The following is a 20514-nucleotide window of genomic DNA, read 5'->3' as shown; positions in this document are numbered from 1 at the left end:
ATGACAGGACATTATTCAAAAACGGAACATCAATATATATTGTTAACGTCTGAATCGGCATCGTTTGATCATTACAGCGTATACAGAGATCCGCAGCTTCCGCAAATTTTTTCTCATAACTTTGTTCAGCTCCATGATACGTTTCCATTGGAGCGGTTACTTAACTTTTTACCCTCCGTACCAAAGCTGCTTGATGCGAATTATCTCCATTTAAAAGCATCGCCGCAGCATGTTTTTCCGCTCGGTTTGAAGCAGTCGCTTGTAAAAAGCGGTTTTGTCGTCGAGGATGAGCTACTATATGACATGAAGCTTAGTGACTGGAAGGGGCAGATGGGACATCCTTTAACCGCATGGGGGACGACAAAAAGTCTTTGCGACGGATCTTCTATTATGAAAATTTACGATTCCATTTATATTGGAGAAGCAATCGCTGAACAAAAATTAAAAAGAAAATATCCTTTCTATGAAGCAGGTATAATCATTCTTGTTGTTTGTTACAGCGACCAGGCACAGAAAGTTCCCATTGGGTGCGGCGAGCTGTTTATCGATCATCAAGAGAAAACGGCTAAAATCGAAGAAGTGGCAATTTTAGATCAGTTTCAAAGGAAGGGCTACGGCAGTATCTTAGTGAAAGAAATGCTGTCGATCGCCAAATCACTAGGAATGGAAGCAGCCTACTTAGTGGCTGCAAGCACTGACGGTGCAACTCAGTTTTACGAAAAGCTGACGTTTAAAAAATATGAGCGGGTGCATACTGTATTTCATTATTTCCTTACATGAAATAGGCGTTTGCACAAACCATTTGGGACTTGGCCCGCATAAAATGCCGTATATCGTGATAAGAAAGGATGAAAACAGCATGTATGGATACTCTGGGTACGGTTACGGATTTGGCTGCGGGACAAATACATTTGTGTTAATTGTTGTCTTGTTCATTTTATTAATTATTGTTGGAGCCGCTTTTATTTGCTAGATGCTGAAATTCCAAAAGAGCCTTCCCTATTAGGAAGGCTCTTTTTATGTGAAAAAGTTTTTGCGGGGAACGTCATGCCGCCATTTGGACACTCATACAATATGGTAAAAGGGGTTTTGAGGTGGGAGCATGAGCAGTTATTTGATTAAGCCAGAGCTTAGCTCGGCCTATCCGGTTGTCAGTTATGCGAAGGGTTCATATGTTTATGATCAGACCGGAAAAAAATATCTCGACGGCTCGTCAGGTGCGGTGACATGTAATATCGGCCACGGAGTTCGTGATGTGACTGAGAAGCTGAAAGAACAGCTTGATCAGGTGTCTTTTGCTTACCGCTCACAGTTTACGAGTGAGCCCGCCGAGCAATTAGCCGCTCTCTTGGCACAGGAGCTGCCCGGAGATGTGAATTGGTCTTTTTTTGTCAACAGCGGATCAGAAGCGATAGAAACAGCTATGAAAATCGCCATTCAGTATTGGCAGGAAAAAAAGCAAACACAAAAATCCATCTTTTTGTCTCGATGGAGCAGTTACCACGGAATAACTTTGGGAGCGCTTTCATTATCTGGTTTTTATGAAAGGAGATACCGGTTCACCCATCTCATTGAGCGGTATCCAGCTATCTCAGCTCCACATATTTATCGGCTGAATTATGAGACGGAAGAAGACTTTGTTCAGACTGCAGCTGATGAACTGGACACTATGATCAAAAGAATCGGAAGCCAATTCATCGCCGGCTTTGTGGCTGAGCCTATTATTGGTGCTGCAGGAGCAGCGATTACTCCGCCTCCGGGATATTATGAGAGATTAAGTGAGGTATGCCGCACACACGATGTGCTTTTTATTGCAGATGAAGTGATGACGGGGCTTGGGAGAACAGGAAGGATGCTCGCGACAGAGCATTGGGACACCGTACCTGATATTGCTGTACTGGGGAAGGGACTCGGTGCGGGGTATGCACCTATTGCCGCTGCCGTCGTATCTGATTCTATTATTGAAACGATAAAACAAGGGTCAGGTGTGATTATGAGCGGTCACACATATAGTGCACATCCCTATTCAGCCAAAGCTGCTCTTGAAGTTTTGCGATATGTGTTAAAGCACGGCTTGATCAAACAATCAGAAAAAAAGGGCGCTGTGCTGAAGAAAAAGCTTGATGAGGCGGCATCTCAAAGCGGCATTATAGGTGATGTGCGCGGAAAAGGACTGCTATTAGGCATTGAATTTGTGACAGACCAAAAAACGAAGAAAGTGTTTCCGCCAGAGCAGGCGGTAACCCAGCTTATTGTCAGCGAGGCGAAAAAACGCGGGCTGATTGTTTATCCTTCCAAAGCTGGAATAGACAGTGGAGAAGGAGATGCTGTCATTATTGCTCCTCCTTTTACCATTTCAGACGATGAAATGGAAGAGCTTATCTCTATTTTTTCAGAAACAGTTGCAGCGGTCGAAAAAAACTTAAAAAAGGATTGACATTAAATGGCGCCATTTCAAAAAGCAATCAGCATTGACACAGCAATTGCAGATGTTCGGGATGGATCGGTTCTGATGTTTGGCGGTTTTGGGGGAGTCGGGTCGCCTCCTTCATTGATTGAAGCGATATTGGACAGCGGTGTAACGGATTTAACTGTGATTTGCAATGACGCCGGTTTCCCGGATATCGGGATCGGCCCGCTTATTGTTAATCAACGGGTCAAAACCCTGATCGCCTCGCATATCGGTTCCAATCCTGTAGCCGGAAAACAGATGACAGAGGGGACGTTAGAGGTTCAATTTTCACCTCAGGGAACGCTTGCGGAACGGATTCGCGCCGGCGGAGCGGGACTTGGCGGTATTTTAACCGATGTGGGCATTGATAATCCAATGGTTTGCGAAAAAAAGGACATCGTAACAGTGGCGGGAAAACGATACTTGATTGAAGAGGCGCTGACGGCTGATTTTGCTTTTATCAATGCTTACATTGCAGATGAATTCGGCAATCTAACGTATGACAAAACCGCGCGCAATATGAATCCGCTTATGGCAATGGCCGCCAGGAGAACCTTTGCCGAAGCTGAGCGTATCGTTCCGATGGGGGAGATTTCTGAAGAAATGATTGTCACACCGGGGGTTTTTGTTGAGGGGGTTGTACGAAGCGAGGGAGTGAAGTGGAAATGGGCTTGGGAGTAGCAGAAAGAGAACAGATTGCAAAACGCGCTGCTACTGAAATTAAGCAGGGCATGATTGTGAATCTCGGTATCGGTATCCCATCCTTGGTACCGAACTTTTTGAAGCCTGACATGCAGGTCATGTTTCAAGCGGAAAACGGTGTCCTTGGCATTGGAGAAAGTCCCGAAAAGGGAGAAGAGGATGCGCATTTATGCAACGCCGCGGGATATCCTGTCCGCGCTGTAAAAGGGGCGTCTTATTTTGATACAACCATGTCTTTTGCAATGATCAGAAAAGGCAAAATTGACATTACGATTTTAGGCGCCCTGCAGGTGAGCCAATCAGGAGATTTGGCAAATTGGCTTGTTCCGGGAAAAAAGGTGCCTGGTATGGGCGGGGCGATGGAGCTTGCCCAAAAAGCGAAAAAAGTGGTTGTCGTCATGAGTCATACAGATCAAAAGGAAAGGCCTAAATTAACAGAAAGATGTACGCTGCCATTAACTGCTGCAGGCTGTGTAGATTTGATTATTACCGAAAAAGCGGTTCTTGAGGTCGATAGCCATCACTTCATTTTAAAAGAGCTGATGAATGGCTCGACAATAGATGAGGTGACGAGGCTGACAGAAGCTGAAATCAAAATAGATATGCCTTTTTCTTAAGAGGGGGAATGAGGATGCAAGACATTGAAAGAAAAGTAATCGAGTGGCTTGATCAGCATTCGGCCAAAGCCATTCGTCTTCTCAAAAGGCTGATTGGGGAAAAAAGCACATTGGGGTCAGAGTTTAACGCCCAAGCTGTTGTGCTTGAAAAGCTGCGGCAATTTCATATGGACATTGATGTATGGGAGCCAAGCATAAAGCAATTAAAACAGCATCCCTACTTTAAATCTAACCGATCCGATTTTCATGAGAGCCCGAATATCGTGGCTAAAAAAACGGGAGCCGGCGGAGGCAGGTCCCTGATTTTGAACGGCCATATCGATGTTGTGCCTGAAGGAAGCGTAAAGGATTGGAAGTATGAACCGTATCAAGCTGTCGAAGAAAACGGTAAAATATACGGCCGCGGCTCAACGGATATGAAGGGAGGCAATACAGCCCTTCTTTTTGCTTTAGAAGCCCTGCACGCCTGCGATGTCAAACTGAAGGGAGATGTATTGTTTCAGAGTGTTGTAGATGAAGAGTGCGGCGGCGCCGGTACACTGTCCGCCATCATGAGAGGCTATCGTGCTGACGGGGCGCTGATTCCTGAACCGACGAATATGAAACTATTTATTAAGCAGCAGGGTTCAATGTGGTTTCGGATCACTGTGAAGGGATTATCCGCACATGGGGGCACACGCTACGAAGGGGTAAGCGCGATTGAAAAAAGCATGCACGTTATCACAGCGATACAAGAGCTGGAGAAAGTCCGCAATGCGAGAATTTCAGATCCGCTGTATGACAATATCCCAATACCGGTACCGGTGAATATCGGCACCATCTCGGGCGGTGCCTGGCCATCTTCAGTTGCAGACCGTGTCGTCATAGAAGGGAGATGCGGAATTGCTCCCCATGAGAAACCAGAAGCTGTAAAACTTGAATTGGAAAACTGGCTGAAGGATTTAGAATACCATGACGAATGGTTTAAACGCCATCCCGTACAAGTCGAATGGTTTGGCGCTCAATGGCTGCCGAATGATTTACCTGATGATCACCCTTTAATTTCTGTGCTGCAATCAGCCTATCAAAAAATGAAACAGACAGAGCCGATTATTGAGGCTTCCCCGTGGGGAACGGATGGAGGGCTTTTGTACCATGCAGGAGATACACCAGTGATCGTTTTCGGGCCGGGGGAAACAAAAACGGCTCATCAGGCCAATGAATACATTGAGGTTGAAGCCATGATAGAATCTGCTAAAATTATTGCACTTTTTGTCATGGATTGGTGCGGGCTTCATACAGATGGGGAGGATGCGGATGCTCAAGTCAATAAAGAGTAGCGGTGTCACAGCAGTTTTGGACCATGACGGTTTTAATAAACGAATCAGAGTGGTCCGTTATGACGGAGCCATTGAGAAGGCCCTGCCGGATATCGTGGCAGCGGCAAAAGAAGAGAATGCAGAAAAAATCATCGTCTATGCGAAGCAGCATGATGAGCCAATGCTTGTCAAACAATTATTTGCGCCTGAGGGCTATCTAAAGGGCTATTATCTCGGCCATTCGGCTTGTGTCATGGTACGTTATCTGTCAGAAAGCCGAAGACAAACAGATTCTTATACAGAGGAACAGGAGATCATCGAAGCCATATATCGCACAGCGCCCCGTCTTCGCAACGACAGTACACCCGTTTTTACGATGAGAAAAGCAGAAACAAACGACATGTACCAGCTATCGATGCTGTATAAAAAAGTATTCCGCACGTACCCAACCCCAGTATTTGACCCCGCTTATATTGAAAAGACGATGAATGCAAATACGGTGTATTATATCATGCTTGATCATGACCGCCTGATCAGCGCAGCAAGCGCAGAAATCAATCCAGAGCTTGGGCATGCAGAAATAACCGATTGCGCTGTGCTGCCGGAATATCGCGGCCATTCGTTAACAAGCTTTTTAATCGAGGCGTTAGAAAAAGAAATGGCTGGAAAGGATATCTTTCATGTGTTTTCTCTCGCCCGTGCTTCGTCTTTTGGGATGAATGCTGTGTTGTACCATTCAGGTTATCAGTATGGCGGAAGGCTGATCAATAATTGCTTTATAGCCGAAGGCCTTGAAAACATGAATATTTGGTGCAAGCAACTGTAAGTCAAAATATGCGCGAGGAGGAGTTCGTTTGAAAAACAAATGGTATAAACCGAAACGGCATTGGAAGGAGATCGAGTTATGGAAGGACGTTCCGGAAGAGAAATGGAACGATTGGCTTTGGCAGCTGACACACACTGTAAGAACGTTAGATGATTTAAAGAAAGTCATCAATCTGACCGAGGATGAAGAGGAAGGCGTCAGAATTTCTACCAAAACGATCCCCTTAAATATTACACCTTACTATGCTTCTTTAATGGACCCCGACAATCCGAGATGCCCGGTACGCATGCAGTCTGTGCCGCTTTCTGAAGAAATGCACAAAACAAAATACGATCTGGAAGACCCGCTTCATGAGGATGAAGATTCACCGGTACCCGGTCTGACACACCGCTATCCCGACCGTGTGCTGTTTCTTGTCACGAATCAATGTTCCATGTACTGCCGCTACTGCACTAGAAGGCGCTTTTCCGGACAAATCGGAATGGGAGTCCCCAAAAAACAGCTTGATGCTGCAATTGCTTATATCCGGGAAACACCTGAAATCCGCGATTGTTTAATTTCAGGCGGTGATGGGCTGCTCATCAACGACCAAATTTTAGAATATATTTTAAAAGAGCTGCGCAGCATTCCGCATCTGGAAGTCATCAGAATCGGAACAAGAGCGCCCGTCGTCTTTCCGCAGCGCATTACCGATCATCTGTGCGAGATATTGAAAAAATATCATCCGGTCTGGCTGAACACCCATTTTAACACAAGCATCGAAATGACAGAAGAATCCGTTGAGGCATGTGAAAAGCTGGTGAACGCGGGAGTGCCGGTCGGAAATCAGGCTGTCGTATTAGCAGGTATTAATGATTCGGTTCCAATTATGAAAAAGCTCATGCATGACTTGGTAAAAATCAGAGTCCGTCCTTATTATATTTACCAATGTGATCTGTCAGAAGGAATTGGGCATTTCAGAGCTCCTGTTTCCAAAGGTTTGGAGATCATTGAAGGGCTGAGAGGTCATACCTCAGGCTATGCGGTTCCTACCTTTGTCGTTGACGCACCAGGCGGCGGCGGTAAAATCGCCCTGCAGCCAAACTATGTACTGTCACAAAGTCCTGACAAAGTGATCTTAAGAAATTTTGAAGGTGTGATTACGTCATATCCGGAACCAGAAAATTATATCCCCAATCAGGCAGACGCCTATTTTGAGTCCGTTTTCCCTGAAACCGCTGACAAAAAGGAGCCGATCGGGCTGAGTGCCATTTTTGCTGACAAAGAAGTTTCGTTTACACCTGAAAATGTAGACAGAATCAAAAGGAGAGAGGCATACATCGCAAATCCGGAGCATGAAACATTAAAAGATCGGCGTGAGAAAAGAGATCAGCTCAAAGAAAAGAAATTTTTGGCGCAGCAGAAAAAACAGAAAGAGACTGAATGCGGAGGGGATTCTTCATGAAAACATGCGAATGGTGCGGCGAGCTTGAAGCGGTGCCCGGCAGGAACACGGTGTACTGGGAGCTCCCTGATGGAACGAGGGCTATAGAACTGACAGACACCCCTGCCATGGTATGTTCTTCCTGCGGTATGACCTATCAAGAGGAAAACACGGTTAAGGAGATTGAGGATCAGCTGCTTTTAATTCAAACAAAAAAACTGCCTGAAAGCCTGACATATCAGCAGCTCATGGAGACAGAAAGAATTTTGAAACGCAACTATTTTGACTTCTCCTGAGTCATGTTTCAGTATTCTTTTGTTGTAATTTTACACTTGAACTGTATAATAGAACAACAAAAGACAGACACCAGGAGGGGAAACCCATGAAATCCTTTTATCACTATTTATTGAAATACAGACACCCTAAGCCGAAGGACAGCATCAGTGAATTTGCCAATCAGGCGTATGAGGATCACAGCTTTCCAAAAACATCAACCGATTATCATGAAATCAGTTCATATTTGGAGCTGAATGCTGATTACCTTCACACGATGGCGACGTTTGATGAAGCTTGGGATCAATACGAGTCTGAAGTGCACGGCAGATAATAGCTGTTTCATCCGCAGATCACTGCGGATTTTTTTATGTCCCCCATACCATAATTGGATATTTCCTTTGGTTTTCATGCCCATGCGAATTGGCTTCACCCGGCATACGATAGCGTATGAGAAATGTTGCGGCGAGGGGGAGACACCATGAAGCAAAATAAACCGAAATTCCAAGTAGGGGATATCGTAGTCGTCATTATGTATGGAACAGTCGGCACCATCACAAAAGTACACCAAATTGATAAACACTATCTTTATGAAGTCAATCATAACGAAGTTTTATACTTTGAATCATCTATTCAGCTTTATAAAGATTATGAGGGTGTCATTGTCGACATGGAGAAGCTTGATATTGAATATGAATTCCTTATTGGGGACGTTGTTTATGTAAAAGATTATGGAAAAGAACTCTTTCGCATTATCGGCCATAGAACAGAGATTTGGAGATATTTAGAAGATGGCTGGGAAGATATCATTTATGAGCTGACCCGTTTAAAGGATGGAGAGTGGCTTGAAACGGAGGAAGAGGATCTCACGCTGGTGCTTAGAAAATATGAAATGGACCAGTTTGTGCATCAGCTGTTGTTTGTCCATTATGTCGGAGAAACTGGCCATGAGATCGGCGAAGATATCGCATCGTCTGCTCTTCTTCAGTTTGAAGGCGATGATGAAGATCAAGATACCCTTCACATCCTTGCTGTGTCAATTGTTGATGAGCTTCTGGATATTTATAATGACTACAAAATTCTGTACGAAATGTTTCATGATGAAGAATATAAAGACATGATGATGTTTGTTTTGGAAAGTTTAAAAGAGCATTTCAGTTAGTTTGTGAACATACGGATCAAGACATATAAAAAATATGGCAGACAGCCCCAAATCATCACACGCGTCATTCCTTTGAGCGTTTTTTCCATTATGATATCAAATCTTTCTCCGTCCAGTGCTTCCATCATTTTAGCAATCATAGCGTCAGCCTCCCATGGCTCGTTTTTTATTCAATATATGACTGAAAGAATTGTTTAGAACACCGGGTATAATTCAGCCTGTTTTTTCATAAAACATAAAAAAGGAGGCGGTACGGAGATGAAAGAAATAGATCTTGTGATTGATACGGAAGAAATCGCTGAATTTTTTTACAGAGAGCTTGCAAGACGGGGCTACATACCGAGTGAGGATGAGCTGTTTGAAATCGCTGATATCACCTTTGATTATTTGATAGAAAAATGTATGATAGATGAAGAGCTGGATGAAGATGAATGAGGCTTAAAACCGGAGTTGTCAGCTCCGGTTTTATTATTCATGTTCTATGACTTCTGTGAAAATTGAGGTGGTTAAATTGTACAAGCCCGTTAGTTTGTTTCTTTTCTTTCTCATTCTAGCTGCGGCCATTCATACAAATGCTGTTCAATCTGCAGATGAAGCAATAAGCAAGGCAGCTGTTTTGATCCGTCAGCCATGGCTTAATGAAGTCATGACGGGGATCACGCATCTTGGTGCTTCTTCTTTTCTGCTCCCTCTAATTGTCATCATTGGAGCAGGCATGTTTTTCTACAGAAAAACATGGGACGGCCTGTTGATGCTCTTAGTATTCGGCACAGATCGGCTGTTAAACAAAGTCTTAAAAGAATGGATCGAAAGAGTGAGGCCTGATTTTGCACCGCTGGTTCATGAATCATCCTTCAGTTTTCCGAGCGGCCATTCCATGAATGCTGCTTGTGTCTATCCTGTTATTGCTTACTTTTTAGTGAAACACCTCCCGTTTTTGTCCAAGCATAAAAAAATGGTATATATCATAGCCGGTGTAATTGCTGTTTTGGTCGGCATAAGCAGAGTCTATCTGGGGGTTCATTTTGTGACAGATGTGTTAGGCGGCTTTAGCCTCGGCTTGCTTCTGTTTTTCCTAGTAAAAGGTTTTGACGAAAAGATTAAGCGGTTTCGACAAAAATAGAGAGAGGAAAACACAGCAAAAACGCCAATATGTTAAAGAAATAAAAGGGAGGGGATCTTGATGATGTTATCCGTGTTTAAAAAGAAGTCTTGTTCCTATGACGTGACAATATTTCAGACACCCCGGTTTGGCGAAAAAAAGGGCTACAGAGCCGTCTATCGAACTGAACTGAACGGGAGCGATCATCAAGACGTGCTGAAAAGAGCATTCTCTTTGTTTAATGTATTCGACACTGTTCCGAGTGATTATGATGCAAGATTTATGGCCACAGGGGACGTGATCCTGATTGATGAAGGCAGAAAAGGGAAAACATATTATCAACTGCTTCCCGCCGGCTGGAGGAAAATCAATCGTCTGATTGTACAAACGACATAATGAAAAGAAAACTGCGGAAACCCGCAGTTTTCTGCAGTTTTAAGGCTTGCGTTTGGCAGCGGAATATTCTTTCCCGTGTGCTTCTTCAGCTGCAATGATATCTTTTTCAGGTATATGATTGTTCTTTTTTTGGCCTGTGATCCGGTTGCGATGTTTTTTACCCATGTCCCACCCCTCCTTCCTGCGGTTAGGTTTTCAAATTAACACCCCGATTATCCGTTTTTCTGAGGAAGTGCCTAACAGATCCTCGAACATTTCTTTTTTCGACATATTCCTTTATAATCAATGCTGAAGTTTGTTTCATCATGACATTCGTTGTAAAATGGACGGGGCTGGATGATAATTTAGATTTACAGGAGGATATGAGATGAGTGTACATATAGGTGCTGAAAAAGGACAAATTGCGGATACAGTGCTTTTGCCGGGAGATCCTCTCAGAGCAAAATTTATTGCAGAAACGTATCTTGAAAATGTAGAATGCTACAATGAAGTAAGAGGCATGTATGGATTTACGGGTACATATAAAGGTAAAAAAATCTCAGTACAAGGCACGGGAATGGGTGTTCCGTCTATTTCAATTTATGTGAATGAATTAATTCAAAGCTACGATGTGCAAAATCTAATAAGAGTCGGTTCTTGCGGCGCTATTCGTAAAGATGTCAAAGTGCGAGACGTCATTTTGGCGATGACCTCCTCAACTGATTCACAAATGAACAGAGTCGCTTTTGGAAGCATTGATTTTGCGCCTTGCGCAGATTTCGAGCTTTTAAAAAATGCCTATGATGCCGCAAAGGATAAAGGTGTGCCGGTGACTGTAGGAAGCGTATTTACAGCTGACCAGTTCTACAACGACGATTCGCAAATTGAAAAACTTGCAAAATACGGTGTGCTTGGCGTTGAAATGGAAACAACTGCATTGTATACATTAGCAGCGAAGCACGGAAGAAAAGCCCTGTCAATTCTCACCGTGAGTGATCACGTATTAACAGGAGAAGAAACGACAGCGGAAGAGCGTCAAACGACATTTCATGATATGATAGAAGTGGCTTTACATTCCGTATCACAATAAAATATATCAAGAGGCGTGCTGGGTGCCGGCAGCCTCTTCTTTATGAATGCGGAAACGATTGATAAAAGGAAGGTAATGTAATATGAAAAAGTCCGGTAAATGGTTCTCACTGGCTGCCGCTCTGAGTGTAACGGCAATAGTCGGAGCCGGCTGCAGCATGTTGAACGGAGATGCTCAAAAGGATACGAAAACCACAGCAGAAACAAAGCAAACAGAACAAAAAACAGCTGACAGCAAAAAATCAAACACTCAAAACAGTGAGTTTTCATTGGAAAGCCAGTATTTCAATGATATTAAAAAAGTCGATGGTCTGGAAACCATTCAAAATCCAGAAAATATACTCGCGCTTGTCAATAAACAATATGCACTGCCCGGAAACTATGAACCTAGCGATCTTGTCATACCTGATGTAGAGTTTTCTTTTGAAGAAAAGATTCAAAAACGTTACATCAGAAAAGAAGCGGCCGACGCATTAAAAACAATGTTCGATGCTGCCAAAAAGGAAGGCTATGAACTGGCAGCTGTCTCAGGGTACCGTTCGTATGACAGACAGAAAGTCATTTTTGACAATGAAGTAAGCCTAAAAGGGGAAAAGAAGGCAATGGAAGCGGTCGCTTACCCGGGTGAAAGCGAGCATCAAACAGGCCTTGCGATGGACATTTCGAGCCGGAGCAATGGCTTTGAGCTAAATGAAGCGTTCGGAAGCACGGCAGACGGGAAATGGGTGCAGGACAATGCTTATAAATATGGCTTTATCATTCGCTATCCGAAAAATAAAGAAGATATCACGAAATATGAATATGAGCCATGGCATCTGCGCTATGTAGGCAAAAAAGCCGCAAAGGTCATCCAAGATAATGATTTAACGCTTGAAGAGTACTTTGAAAAAGTGAAGAAAATTTAAAATGAAAAGCCCGCTTACACTAGATAAGCGGGCTTCATTGTGTCTGGTGAATCTAGCATTTGTTCTATGCTTACCAGAAGAATAAACCAGCAAGAGCGACCCCTGTAATTAAACCGAGGGAAATACCGTAAGCCGCTCCGTATCCCCAATAACCGCCCCAATATCCGTAACCGAAACCTCTTGGCCCTCCGCCGGTCGGAGCTATAAAAACTCTGTCTCTTGTTACACGGGTAATTCTGCCGACGTGAACTCTCCCGCCTCTCTCTGTAATTCTGACGACTTTACCTTGATGGTTTTTGCAAAGATGATAATATCTCTCCAATATTGTTCCCCTCCTATCCTGACTTTCTATCAGCATATGATAGATAGGAAAAAAAGGTTGGACGAAAACAGGGGGCGATACGCCGTTTTACTTGTACGCGATAAAAATACAATGACCCATGTACTCACTATATAACTGCATGAGCTGATAATGTGTTTGAAGCGTATCGTAATAGATGGGATCAATCGTTTGCGATAAATCCATTTCTGTGGTTGGTTCAAATTCCATGTCTTCCGGAAGAAGTGTCATCGCTTCTGTTTTTTGAAAGCCATAGGATCTTAGGAGTTTATGCCATTCGCTTTCTTCATGTAAGCAAGTAAATCCGTAAAAATCCATCATTTGCTTCTTTTCTGCAGGGGGCATCGGTTTTTTTAAAGCAGCTTCGATACCAATCAGCATCCCGCCGGGTTTTAAAACTCTTGAAATTTCTTGAAGAGAGGATGTCAGGCGTGAAAAACTGAGGACCGATTCTGACAGGACACAGGAAAAGGACTCAGAAGAAAACGGGAGATGTTCCAGCTCCGCCTGATATGCAGGGATGGCAAGCCCTTCATTCGCAAATCTTTTTTTCGCTTTCTCAAGCATAATAGGATCTTTATCAACGACTGTTACAGGATACAGCAAATGTCCTAAATAAGCCGCCGTTTGTCCTGTTCCGCATCCGGCATCAAGAATCGGCTGATTCGGAGAGGGTGCAGCCTTTTGCAAGACCGCTTTTGAAAAAGCCAGCCCGCCTGGGTGCGCCCCTGCGACACCGAATAAGGACAGCATTTCTAAATATCGGCTCAATATCGAATCCTCCTTTTTCCTTATCATATGTCGTATAAATACATAGGTTTATGAAAAGCAAAAGAAGGGCGTTTCTCTTTCATTTCTGCTCCGAGTTGACGAATAAGAATTCGTCCATGATAATAATGTAAGAAGAAAAAGGTGGTGTTTAATTGAAACGGCAATTAAAACTGTTTTTTATTGTGCTGATCACTGCAGTTGTCGCTTCGGCGCTTACTTTATTTATTACGGGCAATTCCAGTATCCTGGGCCAAAAATCAACAAGCACAGGAGACAGCAAGTTCGACAAATTAAATAAAGCGTATGAGCAAATCAAAAGTGATTATTACCAAAAAACAGATGATGACAAATTAGTAGACGGAGCAATTAAAGGAATGATTCAATCACTGGATGATCCGTATTCTACATATATGGATCAAGAGCAAGCGAAATCATTCGACGAGACGATTTCAGCATCTTTTGAAGGAATCGGAGCCCAAGTAGAGGAGAAAGACGGAGAAATCCTTATTGTATCCCCAATTAAAGGTTCACCTGCTGAAAAAGCCGGTATCAAACCGAGGGACCAAATCATTAAGGTAAATGGAAAAAGCGTAAAAGGCATGAATGTAAATGAAGCCGTCGCTTTAATCCGAGGCAAAAAGGGCACAAAGGTGAAGCTTGAACTGAACAGAGCGGGAGTGGGGAATATCGATCTTTCCATTAAGCGCGATACTATTCCTGTAGAGACTGTCTATTCAGAGATGAAAGACAACAACATCGGAGAAATTCAAATCACTTCTTTCTCTGAAACAACAGCTAAAGAGCTGACAGATGCGATTGACAGTTTAGAGAAAAAAGGCGCCAAAGGCTATATTTTAGACTTGAGAGGCAACCCGGGCGGCTTAATGGAACAGGCGATTACGATGAGCAACCTGTTCATTGATAAAGGGAAAAACATCATGCAGGTTGAATACAAAAACGGTTCAAAAGAAGTCATGAAGGCCGAAAAAGAACGGAAAGTGACCAAGCCGACCGTCGTTTTAGTAAATGACGGTACAGCAAGCGCAGCCGAAATTATGGCCGCTGCCCTTCATGAATCGTCAAACGTACCGTTAATCGGCGAGACGACATTCGGAAAAGGTACAGTGCAAACGGCAAAAGAATATGATGATGGCTCTACTGTCAAACTGACAGTTGCCAAATGGCTGACTGCTGACGGCGAATGGATTCACAAAAAAGGCATCAAGCCTCAAGTGAAAGCAGAGCTGCCTGATTACGCGAAGCTGCCGTATTTGGACGCAGATAAAACGTACAAATCAGGTGATACAGGCACAAACGTCAAAGTGGCTCAGAAAATGCTCAAAGCACTTGGTTACAAGGTAAACGTTAACAGTACGTATGACCAGGATTTTGTATCTGTCGTCAAACAGTTCCAGAAAAAAGAGGAGCTGAAAGAAACAGGCATACTGACTGGCGATACAACAACGAAATTAATGACAGAACTTCAAAAGAAGCTGTCTGATAATGATACGCAAATGGAAAAGGCAATTGAAACACTGAAAAAAGAAATGTAAAAAAACCATACGCGGCTGCCGCGTATGGTTTTTTTATGCACCCTTTTGATTTGGATTAGCGTCTTGTTTTTTGCCAAATAAACCTTCAATGACAGGATTGGATCTCGCGTTTTTAACGAACAGCGGATTCAGGATCACCACAGCGATCATGTTGGCGGCCAATCCCCAGAATCCTTCATAAATGCCATGTGCGGATTGAGTGGTATACACAATAAACGTAACCGCAAGGCCGACTAATAATCCGATAACTGTCGCTTCTTTCGTTTGACGCTTCCAGAATAGACTGACAGCAATCGCAGGGAAAATTTGCACCATGCCGGATACACCTAATAGCTGGAGTGTCACTAAGGCAGTTGGGAACAGCATTCCAAACAGCAGCGCGAGACCGATGACAACAAAGACCATTGAACGTGTGACAAGAGTAAGCTTGCTTTGCGACACATTCGGATGAATCAAATCCCGGTATAGGTTGTTGGCGAATAAATTCGATGCGCCGATTGCCATAATGGAACAAGGTATTAATGAAGCAAGAGCGATAGTGGCATATGCAAAACCTTGTGCCACGCCGCCGTAAGATGTTTGAATCAAATGCAGAAGCGCGAGTCTTGGATTTGTATCTTCCGGCAGAACAAGAAAGGCGATAAAGCCAAGAAAAATGACCAAAATTAACACAATATTGTAAAGGGGTAAAAACATGCTGTTTTTTCTTACTGCATCAGCGCTTTTCGCCGTGAAAACACCTGTAGCGGCATGTGCCCACATAAAAAGTGCCAGAGCGGAAACAATAGATGCTGTGATAAACCAAGGAATGCCTTTTGGCCCTTCTGACGGTATCGTCAACATTTGCGGCGCTTCCTTCACTAACGTGTCAATCATTGGCGTCCAGCCGTTAAAATGAATGAGAGGGAGGGACACCACCATAAACAGCATAATGACCCATACTAAAATGTCCTTAATGATGGCTGTATATGTGGGCCCTTTAATCCCGCTGAAAAATGTGTAAAGAGCAACAAGAATAAATGAAATGATCACAACGAATTTTACGTTAATATAGCCAGTGCCGGCAACCTGAAGCGTGTCTTGAATGCCGCTCAGCTGAAGGCATATGTACGGAATAAGCATGAGTACCCCAACGATGGCAACGAGGCTTGCCAAAAGCTTACTGTTAAAACGTTCCCGGGCATAATCCGCGAGTGTTGTTAATTTATGAATTTTCGCAACTTTCCAAAGTTTTGGCAAGAAGAAGTAGGCGATAAAGTAGGCCAACACAGAATAAGGAATGGCGAAAAATGCAACACTTCCGCCTGTAAAAGCAGTACTGGTCAACCCTAAGAAAGTATAGGCCGTATAAAGGTCAGCGCCTACTAAAAACCAGACGAGAAGACCGCCGAAGCGTCTGCCGCCGACAGACCATTCTTCCACAGAAGTGCGCGAGGATTTGTCTCTTCCGGCGAGAAAGCCGATACAGACAACGGTTAAAACAATAATAGAAGTAATGAGAAGTGCAGTCAGATTCCCTTGCATTATTCAAGTCCTCCATCTTTTTTTTGCATCTGATAAATGCCAAACGAGCATAACGGCGTAACAATAATCCACAGCAGCAGCCAAAAGTGGAAAAACGGCAGGCCGAACATAATCGGTTCTATTCGATTCACAAGCGGCAAAAGCGCGAGCTGAACGAATGGCAAAAGAATGAGAATAACAATAAGTGCTTTTTTAACCATTTACTTTCCTCCTGAAACATGATAATGCTCACTATAATAGCAGTTGTTAGAAAAGATCACAAGATAATTATTAGAAAAAAATGATTTTTTCAATTATTTAAACAAAACACATGGTTTGCATCCTTTTCAATAAAGGTTTAAAATAATAAATATCTTGAAATCGAGATAAATAGGAGTGAGAAAATGAAAACAGAAGGATTGCACCATGTCACAGCATTCGCCAGAGATCCGCAAGAAAACTTGCGATTTTATACAGAAGTGCTTGGGCTCAGACTTGTTAAAAAAACAGTAAACTTTGATGATCCCGGGACGTATCATTTTTACTTTGGGAATCAAAACGGAGATCCCGGTACAATAATGACCTTTTTTCCGTTCCAAGGAAGCGGACAGGGAACGGTAGGAAAAGGCCAAGCGGGCCGGGTGTACTTTTCAGTTCCCTCAGGCTCCCTGTCTTTTTGGAAGGGGCGTCTTGAGAAAAGCGGGCTGAGCCTAGAGGAAAAAACGTTGTTTGGTGAAAAAGGTCTTATTTTTGATGATACAGAAGACCTTCCGCTGGCGATCATGGAGGATGCGAAAAGCGGCAAAAGCGAGTGGACGCCTGACGGGATCACAACAAATGAAGCAATTACGGGAATGAAAGGTGTGCTGCTATATTCCTATGACCCGCAGGCGACCATACAATTGTTAACGGAAAGCTTTGGATACACCAAAGTGGCTGAAGAAGACCAGATTGTCAGACTGGCTACCTCAGCGGCCGTCGGCGGTGTCATTGATGTCCATTTACACCCTGAAAAAAGAGGAGTCGGAGGATATGGTACGGTACACCATGTAGCGTTTCGGACTAAGAAAAAGGAACAGGCGAAATGGCTGCCGATTATTGCTGAAAACCATCTGCCTTCGTCAGAAATTCTCGACAGGGAATACTTTACATCAGTTTATTTCAGGGAGAAAGGCGGTATCTTATTTGAAATTGCCACAGATGAACCGGGCTTTATGACAGATGAAACGTTTGCTGATCTAGGAACTTCCTTAAAACTGCCTGAATGGCTGGAGAAACATAGACAACAAATTACAGACGTTTTACCTGAACTTTAAAAGGGGGAATTTATAATGAAGCATATTTATGAAAAAGGAACATCTGACAACGTACTTTTGCTGTTGCATGGCACGGGCGGTAATGAACACGATCTGCTTTCATTGGGGCGGTTTATAGACCCTGATGCCCATTTGCTTGGTGTCAGAGGATCGGTGCTTGAAAATGGAATGCCGCGATTTTTCAAACGTCTGAGTGAAGGAGTTTTTGATGAAAAGGATCTTGTGGTGCGGACAAGAGAATTGAAAGATTTTATCGACGAGGCTGCAGAAACGCATCAGTTTAATCGCGGCCGAGTGATTGCAGTCGGTTATTCAAACGGCGCAAACATTGCGGCAAGCCTGCTTTTTCATTATAAAGATGTGTTAAAAGGGGCTATTCTGCATCATCCAATGGTTCCGATTCGGGGTATCGAGCTGCCTGATATGGCGGGGCTCCCTGTTTTTATCGGTGCCGGGAAATACGATCCTCTTTGCACGAAGGAAGAATCAGAAGAGCTTTACCGCTATTTGCGTGACAGCGGGGCATCAGCCTCCGTTTACTGGCAGGACGGGGGCCATCAGCTGACTCAGCATGAAGCTGAACAGGCTCGTGAATGGTACAAAGAGGCGATTGTATAAAAAAACCTTAGTCCGTATTTCGGACTAAGGTTTTTCATATCCTTACAGCCAAGTTGATACTTTTGAAAGCGGCAGACGGTTGCTTTGATGCGCAGGCTTCACTGCTTTGCCGATTGAAATAAGCATAACCGGAACATAGCGCTTACTGATATCAAATTGCTTTTGGAACTGCTCTTTGTTAAATCCGCCAATTGCGCAAGTGTCATAACCTTTTGCTTTTGCGGCAATCATAAGCTGCATAGCAGCTAAAGAAGCATTTAAGAAAGCGGAATCACGTGCGAATTGCTCGCTTTGGTAAGCACCGTTGATTTGGCCGAGTAATGTTTGTTTGATTTCATCCGTAATATAGCCTTGGCTTGCTAATTCAGCATAAACTTCTTCACCGTTTTCATTTGCCTTTAAATCGCCTAAAATGGCAACAACAGCAGAAGACTCAACGATTTGTTTTTGATTATACGCTACAGGAAGAAGCTCCGCTTTTGATTCATCGCTGTGGAATACTGTAAAATGCCAATGCTGAAGGTTCCAAGCGGAAGGCGCTTTAGCGGCAAGGTCTAATAGCTCAGTCAGCTCCTCCTTAGAGATCGGGGCATTTGTATCATATTCCTTTACAGATGCACGTGCTTTTAAAACATCCAGAGTATTCGTCATAGTGTTTCCTCCTTCGGATAAACGTGGTATGATAATAGAAAAGTTAGAAGCTTACTAAATGTAACTTGAAAGATTATTGTAATGGATCATTGAATACATGTCAATCAATAGATGAAGGGATGAAGACTTGTGGGAAATACGATGTGCCCTAAAATGGAATCCGCATTCTCATTGCTGGGAAAACGATGGAACGGTCTGATCATCCATGTGCTAATGGATGGGCCGAAACGGTTTAAAGAGATAACGGAAACAATACCGATGATCAGCCAAAAAATGTTGGCAGAGCGCTTGAAGGAGCTTGAACAAAACGAGATTGTCGAACGGCAGGTTCTCCCTGAAACGCCGGTCAAAGTCATCTACACGCTGACTGAAAAAGGAACAGCGCTTCAAGCTGTATTTCAAGAGATGCAGGCATGGGCCGATCAATTTTGCGAGCCTGGTGACACAGTGTGTGAAGAAGAGAAATAAGGAAAGCGGCGTCTGAAAAAGCGCTCTTGTTTCCATGGTGAGTCATGTAAGTACGGTTCACACCCGTTTACATGACTTTTTATATTTGTCAGATTGACATTTCCGGATTGGCAAAAGTGTCATGTGCATATGAAGGGGATATATAAAATAGGAAATGATCAATAAGCTATAACATCCAACCTATTGTAAATGGGGATTATGATGTATCTTATTATGCAAATCAGCAAAATTTTATATTTTCGGCCAAAACCCAGTCAGCTTCCAATTGGCATTTAAACCGGATATAAAAGGAAATCCAGGTTTTTCGTATTGCTGGATGCTTCTATACTGATGACTTCCGCATTTATGAAAAAAGAGAGAGCTTCATTGGAGCTCTCTCTTCTTTTTTTTGTGGGGAGACGAAATCTTATAGTTTTCCATTCAAAAATTGCGCCTCACCGAGACCAAAACTCCAGTCTGCGTCACCATTCTCAGTAATAGATACCATGAGGTCTTCAGGGGAAATTCCGCATTTTTCTTCTAGCCTTTCAGCAAGCAGAGCATACAATTTTTCCTTTTGGCTTTCGGTTCTTGCTTTGCTTGTCATGCTAATGATGACCATATCCTTGGTTCTCTGAAACCCTAATCCCGTATCTTGGATTATAAGCTCGTTTGCGGGATGCTGATGGACAATTTGATAACGGTCTCTTTCCGGAACACCAAACGCTTCAACCATCGCTTGGTGAGCAGTATCTAATAACAATTGCAGCGATTTTTCGTCACGGCCTTCAATTACATCAAAACGCAATAATGGCATGTGTACTCCTCCTCTTGTGAAGTTGTTATCCGTCTGTTCTCATATTGTCTCGTTTGCTTTCAGACAATGGAGAGATATAATGATTGGCAGTCAACTTTAAAAAACATAACATATAACCAAAAGTTAATCAACATATAACTAATGAATCATTACATTAGGTTAGGCGGTAGATAATCGAGACAAGCTCATAAAAACGATTGACAGTCATTGATTAGGAGATTAGTATGAACATATTAGTTGATCAAAAGATAACAATCATATAACCAAGACGTTT

The 20514-nt window shown here is 43.3% G+C and carries 29 protein-coding genes; 21 read left to right on the top strand and 8 right to left on the bottom strand.

Features of this window, described 5'->3' with window-relative positions:
- The 12 genes from cgeE (at nt 1) to KXZ66_RS11345 (ending at nt 8753) form a co-directional block, all read left to right on the top strand.
- Nucleotides 1-780, top strand: a complete 780-nt coding sequence (cgeE, locus tag KXZ66_RS11400) for a spore maturation N-acetyltransferase CgeE (protein ID WP_128441667.1) — start codon at nt 1-3, stop codon at nt 778-780.
- A 43-nt stretch (nt 781-823) separates the two neighbouring features.
- Complete coding sequence (locus tag KXZ66_RS22595) at nt 824-973, top strand: YjcZ family sporulation protein (protein WP_015251877.1); 150 nt, start codon at nt 824-826, stop codon at nt 971-973.
- Nucleotides 967-1122, top strand: a complete 156-nt coding sequence (locus tag KXZ66_RS11390) for a hypothetical protein (protein WP_015714119.1) — start codon at nt 967-969, stop codon at nt 1120-1122. The genes KXZ66_RS22595 and KXZ66_RS11390 overlap by 7 nt, the downstream gene beginning before the upstream one ends.
- Nucleotides 1103-2437: an aspartate aminotransferase family protein gene (locus KXZ66_RS11385; RefSeq protein ID WP_161621643.1), complete on the top strand. Its 1335-nt coding sequence runs from the start codon at nt 1103-1105 to the stop codon at nt 2435-2437. Before KXZ66_RS11390 ends, KXZ66_RS11385 begins: the two co-directional genes overlap by 20 nt.
- A gap of 6 nt (nt 2438-2443) precedes the next feature.
- Nucleotides 2444-3133: a CoA transferase subunit A gene (locus tag KXZ66_RS11380; RefSeq protein ID WP_032725995.1), complete on the top strand. Its 690-nt coding sequence runs from the start codon at nt 2444-2446 to the stop codon at nt 3131-3133.
- The gene (locus KXZ66_RS11375) at nt 3118-3771 is read left to right on the top strand and encodes a 3-oxoacid CoA-transferase subunit B (RefSeq protein ID WP_219144546.1); all 654 of its coding nucleotides are present in this window, start codon (nt 3118-3120) and stop codon (nt 3769-3771) included. The genes KXZ66_RS11380 and KXZ66_RS11375 overlap by 16 nt, the downstream gene beginning before the upstream one ends.
- Before the next feature lie 8 nt (nt 3772-3779).
- Entirely contained in the window at nt 3780-5090 is a 1311-nt protein-coding gene (locus tag KXZ66_RS11370; RefSeq protein WP_010886532.1) for a peptidase, read from the top strand.
- Complete coding sequence (gene ablB / locus KXZ66_RS11365; RefSeq protein ID WP_021481488.1) at nt 5068-5895, top strand: putative beta-lysine N-acetyltransferase; 828 nt, start codon at nt 5068-5070, stop codon at nt 5893-5895. Before KXZ66_RS11370 ends, ablB begins: the two co-directional genes overlap by 23 nt.
- A 28-nt stretch (nt 5896-5923) precedes the next feature.
- Entirely contained in the window at nt 5924-7339 is a 1416-nt protein-coding gene (ablA, locus tag KXZ66_RS11360) for a lysine 2,3-aminomutase (protein ID WP_004399420.1), read from the top strand.
- A complete protein-coding gene (locus tag KXZ66_RS11355) occupies nt 7336-7614 on the top strand; it encodes a YokU family protein (RefSeq protein ID WP_004399539.1) in 279 nt (92 codons plus the stop codon). Before ablA ends, KXZ66_RS11355 begins: the two co-directional genes overlap by 4 nt.
- An 86-nt stretch (nt 7615-7700) precedes the next feature.
- On the top strand, nt 7701-7925 hold the full coding sequence (locus KXZ66_RS11350; protein WP_003231160.1) for a YozE family protein: 225 nt from the start codon (nt 7701-7703) through the stop codon (nt 7923-7925).
- Nucleotides 7926-8072: 147 nt separating this feature from the next.
- Nucleotides 8073-8753 (top strand): hypothetical protein, encoded by a 681-nt coding sequence (locus KXZ66_RS11345; RefSeq protein ID WP_014480050.1) that lies wholly within the window; start codon nt 8073-8075, stop codon nt 8751-8753.
- Here KXZ66_RS11345 and KXZ66_RS11340 read toward each other — a convergent pair.
- Nucleotides 8750-8893, bottom strand: a complete 144-nt coding sequence (locus tag KXZ66_RS11340; RefSeq protein ID WP_003231164.1) for a hypothetical protein — start codon at nt 8891-8893, stop codon at nt 8750-8752. The genes KXZ66_RS11345 and KXZ66_RS11340 overlap by 4 nt on opposite strands.
- 118 nt (nt 8894-9011) lie before the next feature.
- On the opposite strand from KXZ66_RS11340, the gene KXZ66_RS11335 reads away from it, so the two are divergent.
- From KXZ66_RS11335 to yodL, 3 genes are all read left to right on the top strand, one after another.
- On the top strand, nt 9012-9188 hold the full coding sequence (locus tag KXZ66_RS11335; protein ID WP_003231166.1) for a YozD family protein: 177 nt from the start codon (nt 9012-9014) through the stop codon (nt 9186-9188).
- Nucleotides 9189-9264: 76 nt separating this feature from the next.
- Nucleotides 9265-9876: a phosphatidylglycerophosphatase PgpB gene (gene pgpB / locus KXZ66_RS11330; RefSeq protein WP_004399336.1), complete on the top strand. Its 612-nt coding sequence runs from the start codon at nt 9265-9267 to the stop codon at nt 9874-9876.
- Nucleotides 9877-9936: 60 nt separating this feature from the next.
- The gene (gene yodL, locus KXZ66_RS11325; RefSeq protein ID WP_004399431.1) at nt 9937-10251 is read left to right on the top strand and encodes a shape determination protein YodL; all 315 of its coding nucleotides are present in this window, start codon (nt 9937-9939) and stop codon (nt 10249-10251) included.
- 39 nt (nt 10252-10290) lie between these two features.
- Here yodL and KXZ66_RS11320 read toward each other — a convergent pair whose 3' ends face one another.
- Nucleotides 10291-10416, bottom strand: coding sequence for a hypothetical protein (locus KXZ66_RS11320; protein ID WP_003231174.1), 126 nt, complete (start codon nt 10414-10416; stop codon nt 10291-10293).
- Between the two features lie 202 nt (nt 10417-10618).
- Here KXZ66_RS11320 and deoD point away from each other — a divergent pair, with 202 nt between their 5' ends.
- Nucleotides 10619-11320 (top strand): purine-nucleoside phosphorylase, encoded by a 702-nt coding sequence (deoD, locus tag KXZ66_RS11315; RefSeq protein WP_003241589.1) that lies wholly within the window; start codon nt 10619-10621, stop codon nt 11318-11320.
- Between the two features lie 82 nt (nt 11321-11402).
- On the top strand, nt 11403-12224 hold the full coding sequence (gene ldcB / locus KXZ66_RS11310) for an LD-carboxypeptidase LdcB (RefSeq protein ID WP_163136304.1): 822 nt from the start codon (nt 11403-11405) through the stop codon (nt 12222-12224).
- A 70-nt stretch (nt 12225-12294) separates the two neighbouring features.
- On the opposite strand, the gene KXZ66_RS11305 is transcribed toward ldcB, so the two are convergent.
- Both KXZ66_RS11305 and KXZ66_RS11300 read right to left on the bottom strand, forming a co-directional pair.
- Nucleotides 12295-12546: a hypothetical protein gene (locus KXZ66_RS11305; RefSeq protein WP_014477099.1), complete on the bottom strand. Its 252-nt coding sequence runs from the start codon at nt 12544-12546 to the stop codon at nt 12295-12297.
- Nucleotides 12547-12633: 87 nt separating this feature from the next.
- Nucleotides 12634-13335: a class I SAM-dependent methyltransferase gene (locus tag KXZ66_RS11300; protein WP_014480045.1), complete on the bottom strand. Its 702-nt coding sequence runs from the start codon at nt 13333-13335 to the stop codon at nt 12634-12636.
- Nucleotides 13336-13487: 152 nt separating this feature from the next.
- Between KXZ66_RS11300 and ctpA the strand changes: the two genes are divergently transcribed.
- Nucleotides 13488-14888 carry a carboxy-terminal processing protease CtpA gene (gene ctpA, locus KXZ66_RS11295; protein WP_219144545.1) on the top strand — a complete coding sequence of 467 codons (1401 nt, stop codon included), beginning with the start codon at nt 13488-13490 and terminating at the stop codon, nt 14886-14888.
- 33 nt (nt 14889-14921) lie between these two features.
- Here the strand turns inward: ctpA and KXZ66_RS11290 are convergent, their stop codons facing one another.
- Nucleotides 14922-16412, bottom strand: coding sequence for a sodium:solute symporter family protein (locus KXZ66_RS11290; RefSeq protein ID WP_124073014.1), 1491 nt, complete (start codon nt 16410-16412; stop codon nt 14922-14924).
- Nucleotides 16412-16612 (bottom strand): DUF3311 domain-containing protein, encoded by a 201-nt coding sequence (locus KXZ66_RS11285; protein ID WP_003231189.1) that lies wholly within the window; start codon nt 16610-16612, stop codon nt 16412-16414. Before KXZ66_RS11285 ends, KXZ66_RS11290 begins: the two co-directional genes overlap by 1 nt.
- 183 nt (nt 16613-16795) lie before the next feature.
- Here KXZ66_RS11285 and KXZ66_RS11280 point away from each other — a divergent pair, with 183 nt between their 5' ends.
- Nucleotides 16796-17707, top strand: coding sequence for a ring-cleaving dioxygenase (locus KXZ66_RS11280; protein ID WP_049141178.1), 912 nt, complete (start codon nt 16796-16798; stop codon nt 17705-17707).
- Between the two features lie 15 nt (nt 17708-17722).
- The gene (locus KXZ66_RS11275; protein WP_003231194.1) at nt 17723-18325 is read left to right on the top strand and encodes an alpha/beta hydrolase; all 603 of its coding nucleotides are present in this window, start codon (nt 17723-17725) and stop codon (nt 18323-18325) included.
- 42 nt (nt 18326-18367) lie between these two features.
- On the opposite strand, the gene KXZ66_RS11270 is transcribed toward KXZ66_RS11275, so the two are convergent.
- Nucleotides 18368-18976, bottom strand: a complete 609-nt coding sequence (locus tag KXZ66_RS11270) for a nitroreductase family protein (protein ID WP_021481484.1) — start codon at nt 18974-18976, stop codon at nt 18368-18370.
- Nucleotides 18977-19105: 129 nt separating this feature from the next.
- Here KXZ66_RS11270 and yodB point away from each other — a divergent pair, with 129 nt between their 5' ends.
- Nucleotides 19106-19444, top strand: a complete 339-nt coding sequence (gene yodB, locus KXZ66_RS11265; protein ID WP_004399427.1) for a transcriptional regulator YodB — start codon at nt 19106-19108, stop codon at nt 19442-19444.
- A gap of 406 nt (nt 19445-19850) precedes the next feature.
- On the opposite strand, the gene KXZ66_RS11260 is transcribed toward yodB, so the two are convergent.
- Entirely contained in the window at nt 19851-20240 is a 390-nt protein-coding gene (locus KXZ66_RS11260) for a tautomerase family protein (protein WP_021481482.1), read from the bottom strand.
- Between the last annotated feature and the right edge of the window lie 274 nt (nt 20241-20514).

It is taken from the genome of Bacillus sp. LJBS17, assembly GCF_019334685.1.
Taxonomy (GTDB): Bacteria; Bacillota; Bacilli; order Bacillales; family Bacillaceae; genus Bacillus; species Bacillus subtilis.
The sequence above is the reverse complement of the archived record's forward strand: the minus strand, read 5'-3'. Positions and strand labels throughout refer to the sequence as shown.

Excerpts from the sequence above, each read along its gene's own strand:
- KXZ66_RS11335 (WP_003231166.1), top strand. The coding sequence starts at position 9,012 with ATGAAAGAAATAGATCTTGTGATTGATACGGAAGAAATCGCTGAATTT.
- KXZ66_RS11370 (WP_010886532.1), top strand. The coding sequence starts at position 3,780 with ATGAGGATGCAAGACATTGAAAGAAAAGTAATCGAGTGGCTTGATCAG.
- KXZ66_RS11375 (WP_219144546.1), top strand. The coding sequence starts at position 3,118 with ATGGGCTTGGGAGTAGCAGAAAGAGAACAGATTGCAAAACGCGCTGCT.
- cgeE (WP_128441667.1), top strand. The coding sequence starts at position 1 with ATGACAGGACATTATTCAAAAACGGAACATCAATATATATTGTTAACG.
- KXZ66_RS11350 (WP_003231160.1), top strand. The coding sequence starts at position 7,701 with ATGAAATCCTTTTATCACTATTTATTGAAATACAGACACCCTAAGCCG.
- KXZ66_RS22595 (WP_015251877.1), top strand. The coding sequence starts at position 824 with ATGCCGTATATCGTGATAAGAAAGGATGAAAACAGCATGTATGGATAC.
- yodL (WP_004399431.1), top strand. The coding sequence starts at position 9,937 with ATGATGTTATCCGTGTTTAAAAAGAAGTCTTGTTCCTATGACGTGACA.
- KXZ66_RS11280 (WP_049141178.1), top strand. The coding sequence starts at position 16,796 with ATGAAAACAGAAGGATTGCACCATGTCACAGCATTCGCCAGAGATCCG.
- KXZ66_RS11260 (WP_021481482.1), bottom strand. The coding sequence starts at position 20,240 with ATGCCATTATTGCGTTTTGATGTAATTGAAGGCCGTGACGAAAAATCG.
- deoD (WP_003241589.1), top strand. The coding sequence starts at position 10,619 with ATGAGTGTACATATAGGTGCTGAAAAAGGACAAATTGCGGATACAGTG.
- KXZ66_RS11385 (WP_161621643.1), top strand. The coding sequence starts at position 1,103 with ATGAGCAGTTATTTGATTAAGCCAGAGCTTAGCTCGGCCTATCCGGTT.
- ablB (WP_021481488.1), top strand. The coding sequence starts at position 5,068 with ATGCTCAAGTCAATAAAGAGTAGCGGTGTCACAGCAGTTTTGGACCAT.
- KXZ66_RS11285 (WP_003231189.1), bottom strand. The coding sequence starts at position 16,612 with ATGGTTAAAAAAGCACTTATTGTTATTCTCATTCTTTTGCCATTCGTT.
- KXZ66_RS11290 (WP_124073014.1), bottom strand. The coding sequence starts at position 16,412 with ATGCAAGGGAATCTGACTGCACTTCTCATTACTTCTATTATTGTTTTA.
- ldcB (WP_163136304.1), top strand. The coding sequence starts at position 11,403 with ATGAAAAAGTCCGGTAAATGGTTCTCACTGGCTGCCGCTCTGAGTGTA.
- KXZ66_RS11340 (WP_003231164.1), bottom strand. The coding sequence starts at position 8,893 with ATGATTGCTAAAATGATGGAAGCACTGGACGGAGAAAGATTTGATATC.
- KXZ66_RS11345 (WP_014480050.1), top strand. The coding sequence starts at position 8,073 with ATGAAGCAAAATAAACCGAAATTCCAAGTAGGGGATATCGTAGTCGTC.
- KXZ66_RS11380 (WP_032725995.1), top strand. The coding sequence starts at position 2,444 with ATGGCGCCATTTCAAAAAGCAATCAGCATTGACACAGCAATTGCAGAT.
- KXZ66_RS11320 (WP_003231174.1), bottom strand. The coding sequence starts at position 10,416 with ATGGGTAAAAAACATCGCAACCGGATCACAGGCCAAAAAAAGAACAAT.
- KXZ66_RS11355 (WP_004399539.1), top strand. The coding sequence starts at position 7,336 with ATGAAAACATGCGAATGGTGCGGCGAGCTTGAAGCGGTGCCCGGCAGG.
- KXZ66_RS11275 (WP_003231194.1), top strand. The coding sequence starts at position 17,723 with ATGAAGCATATTTATGAAAAAGGAACATCTGACAACGTACTTTTGCTG.
- KXZ66_RS11270 (WP_021481484.1), bottom strand. The coding sequence starts at position 18,976 with ATGACGAATACTCTGGATGTTTTAAAAGCACGTGCATCTGTAAAGGAA.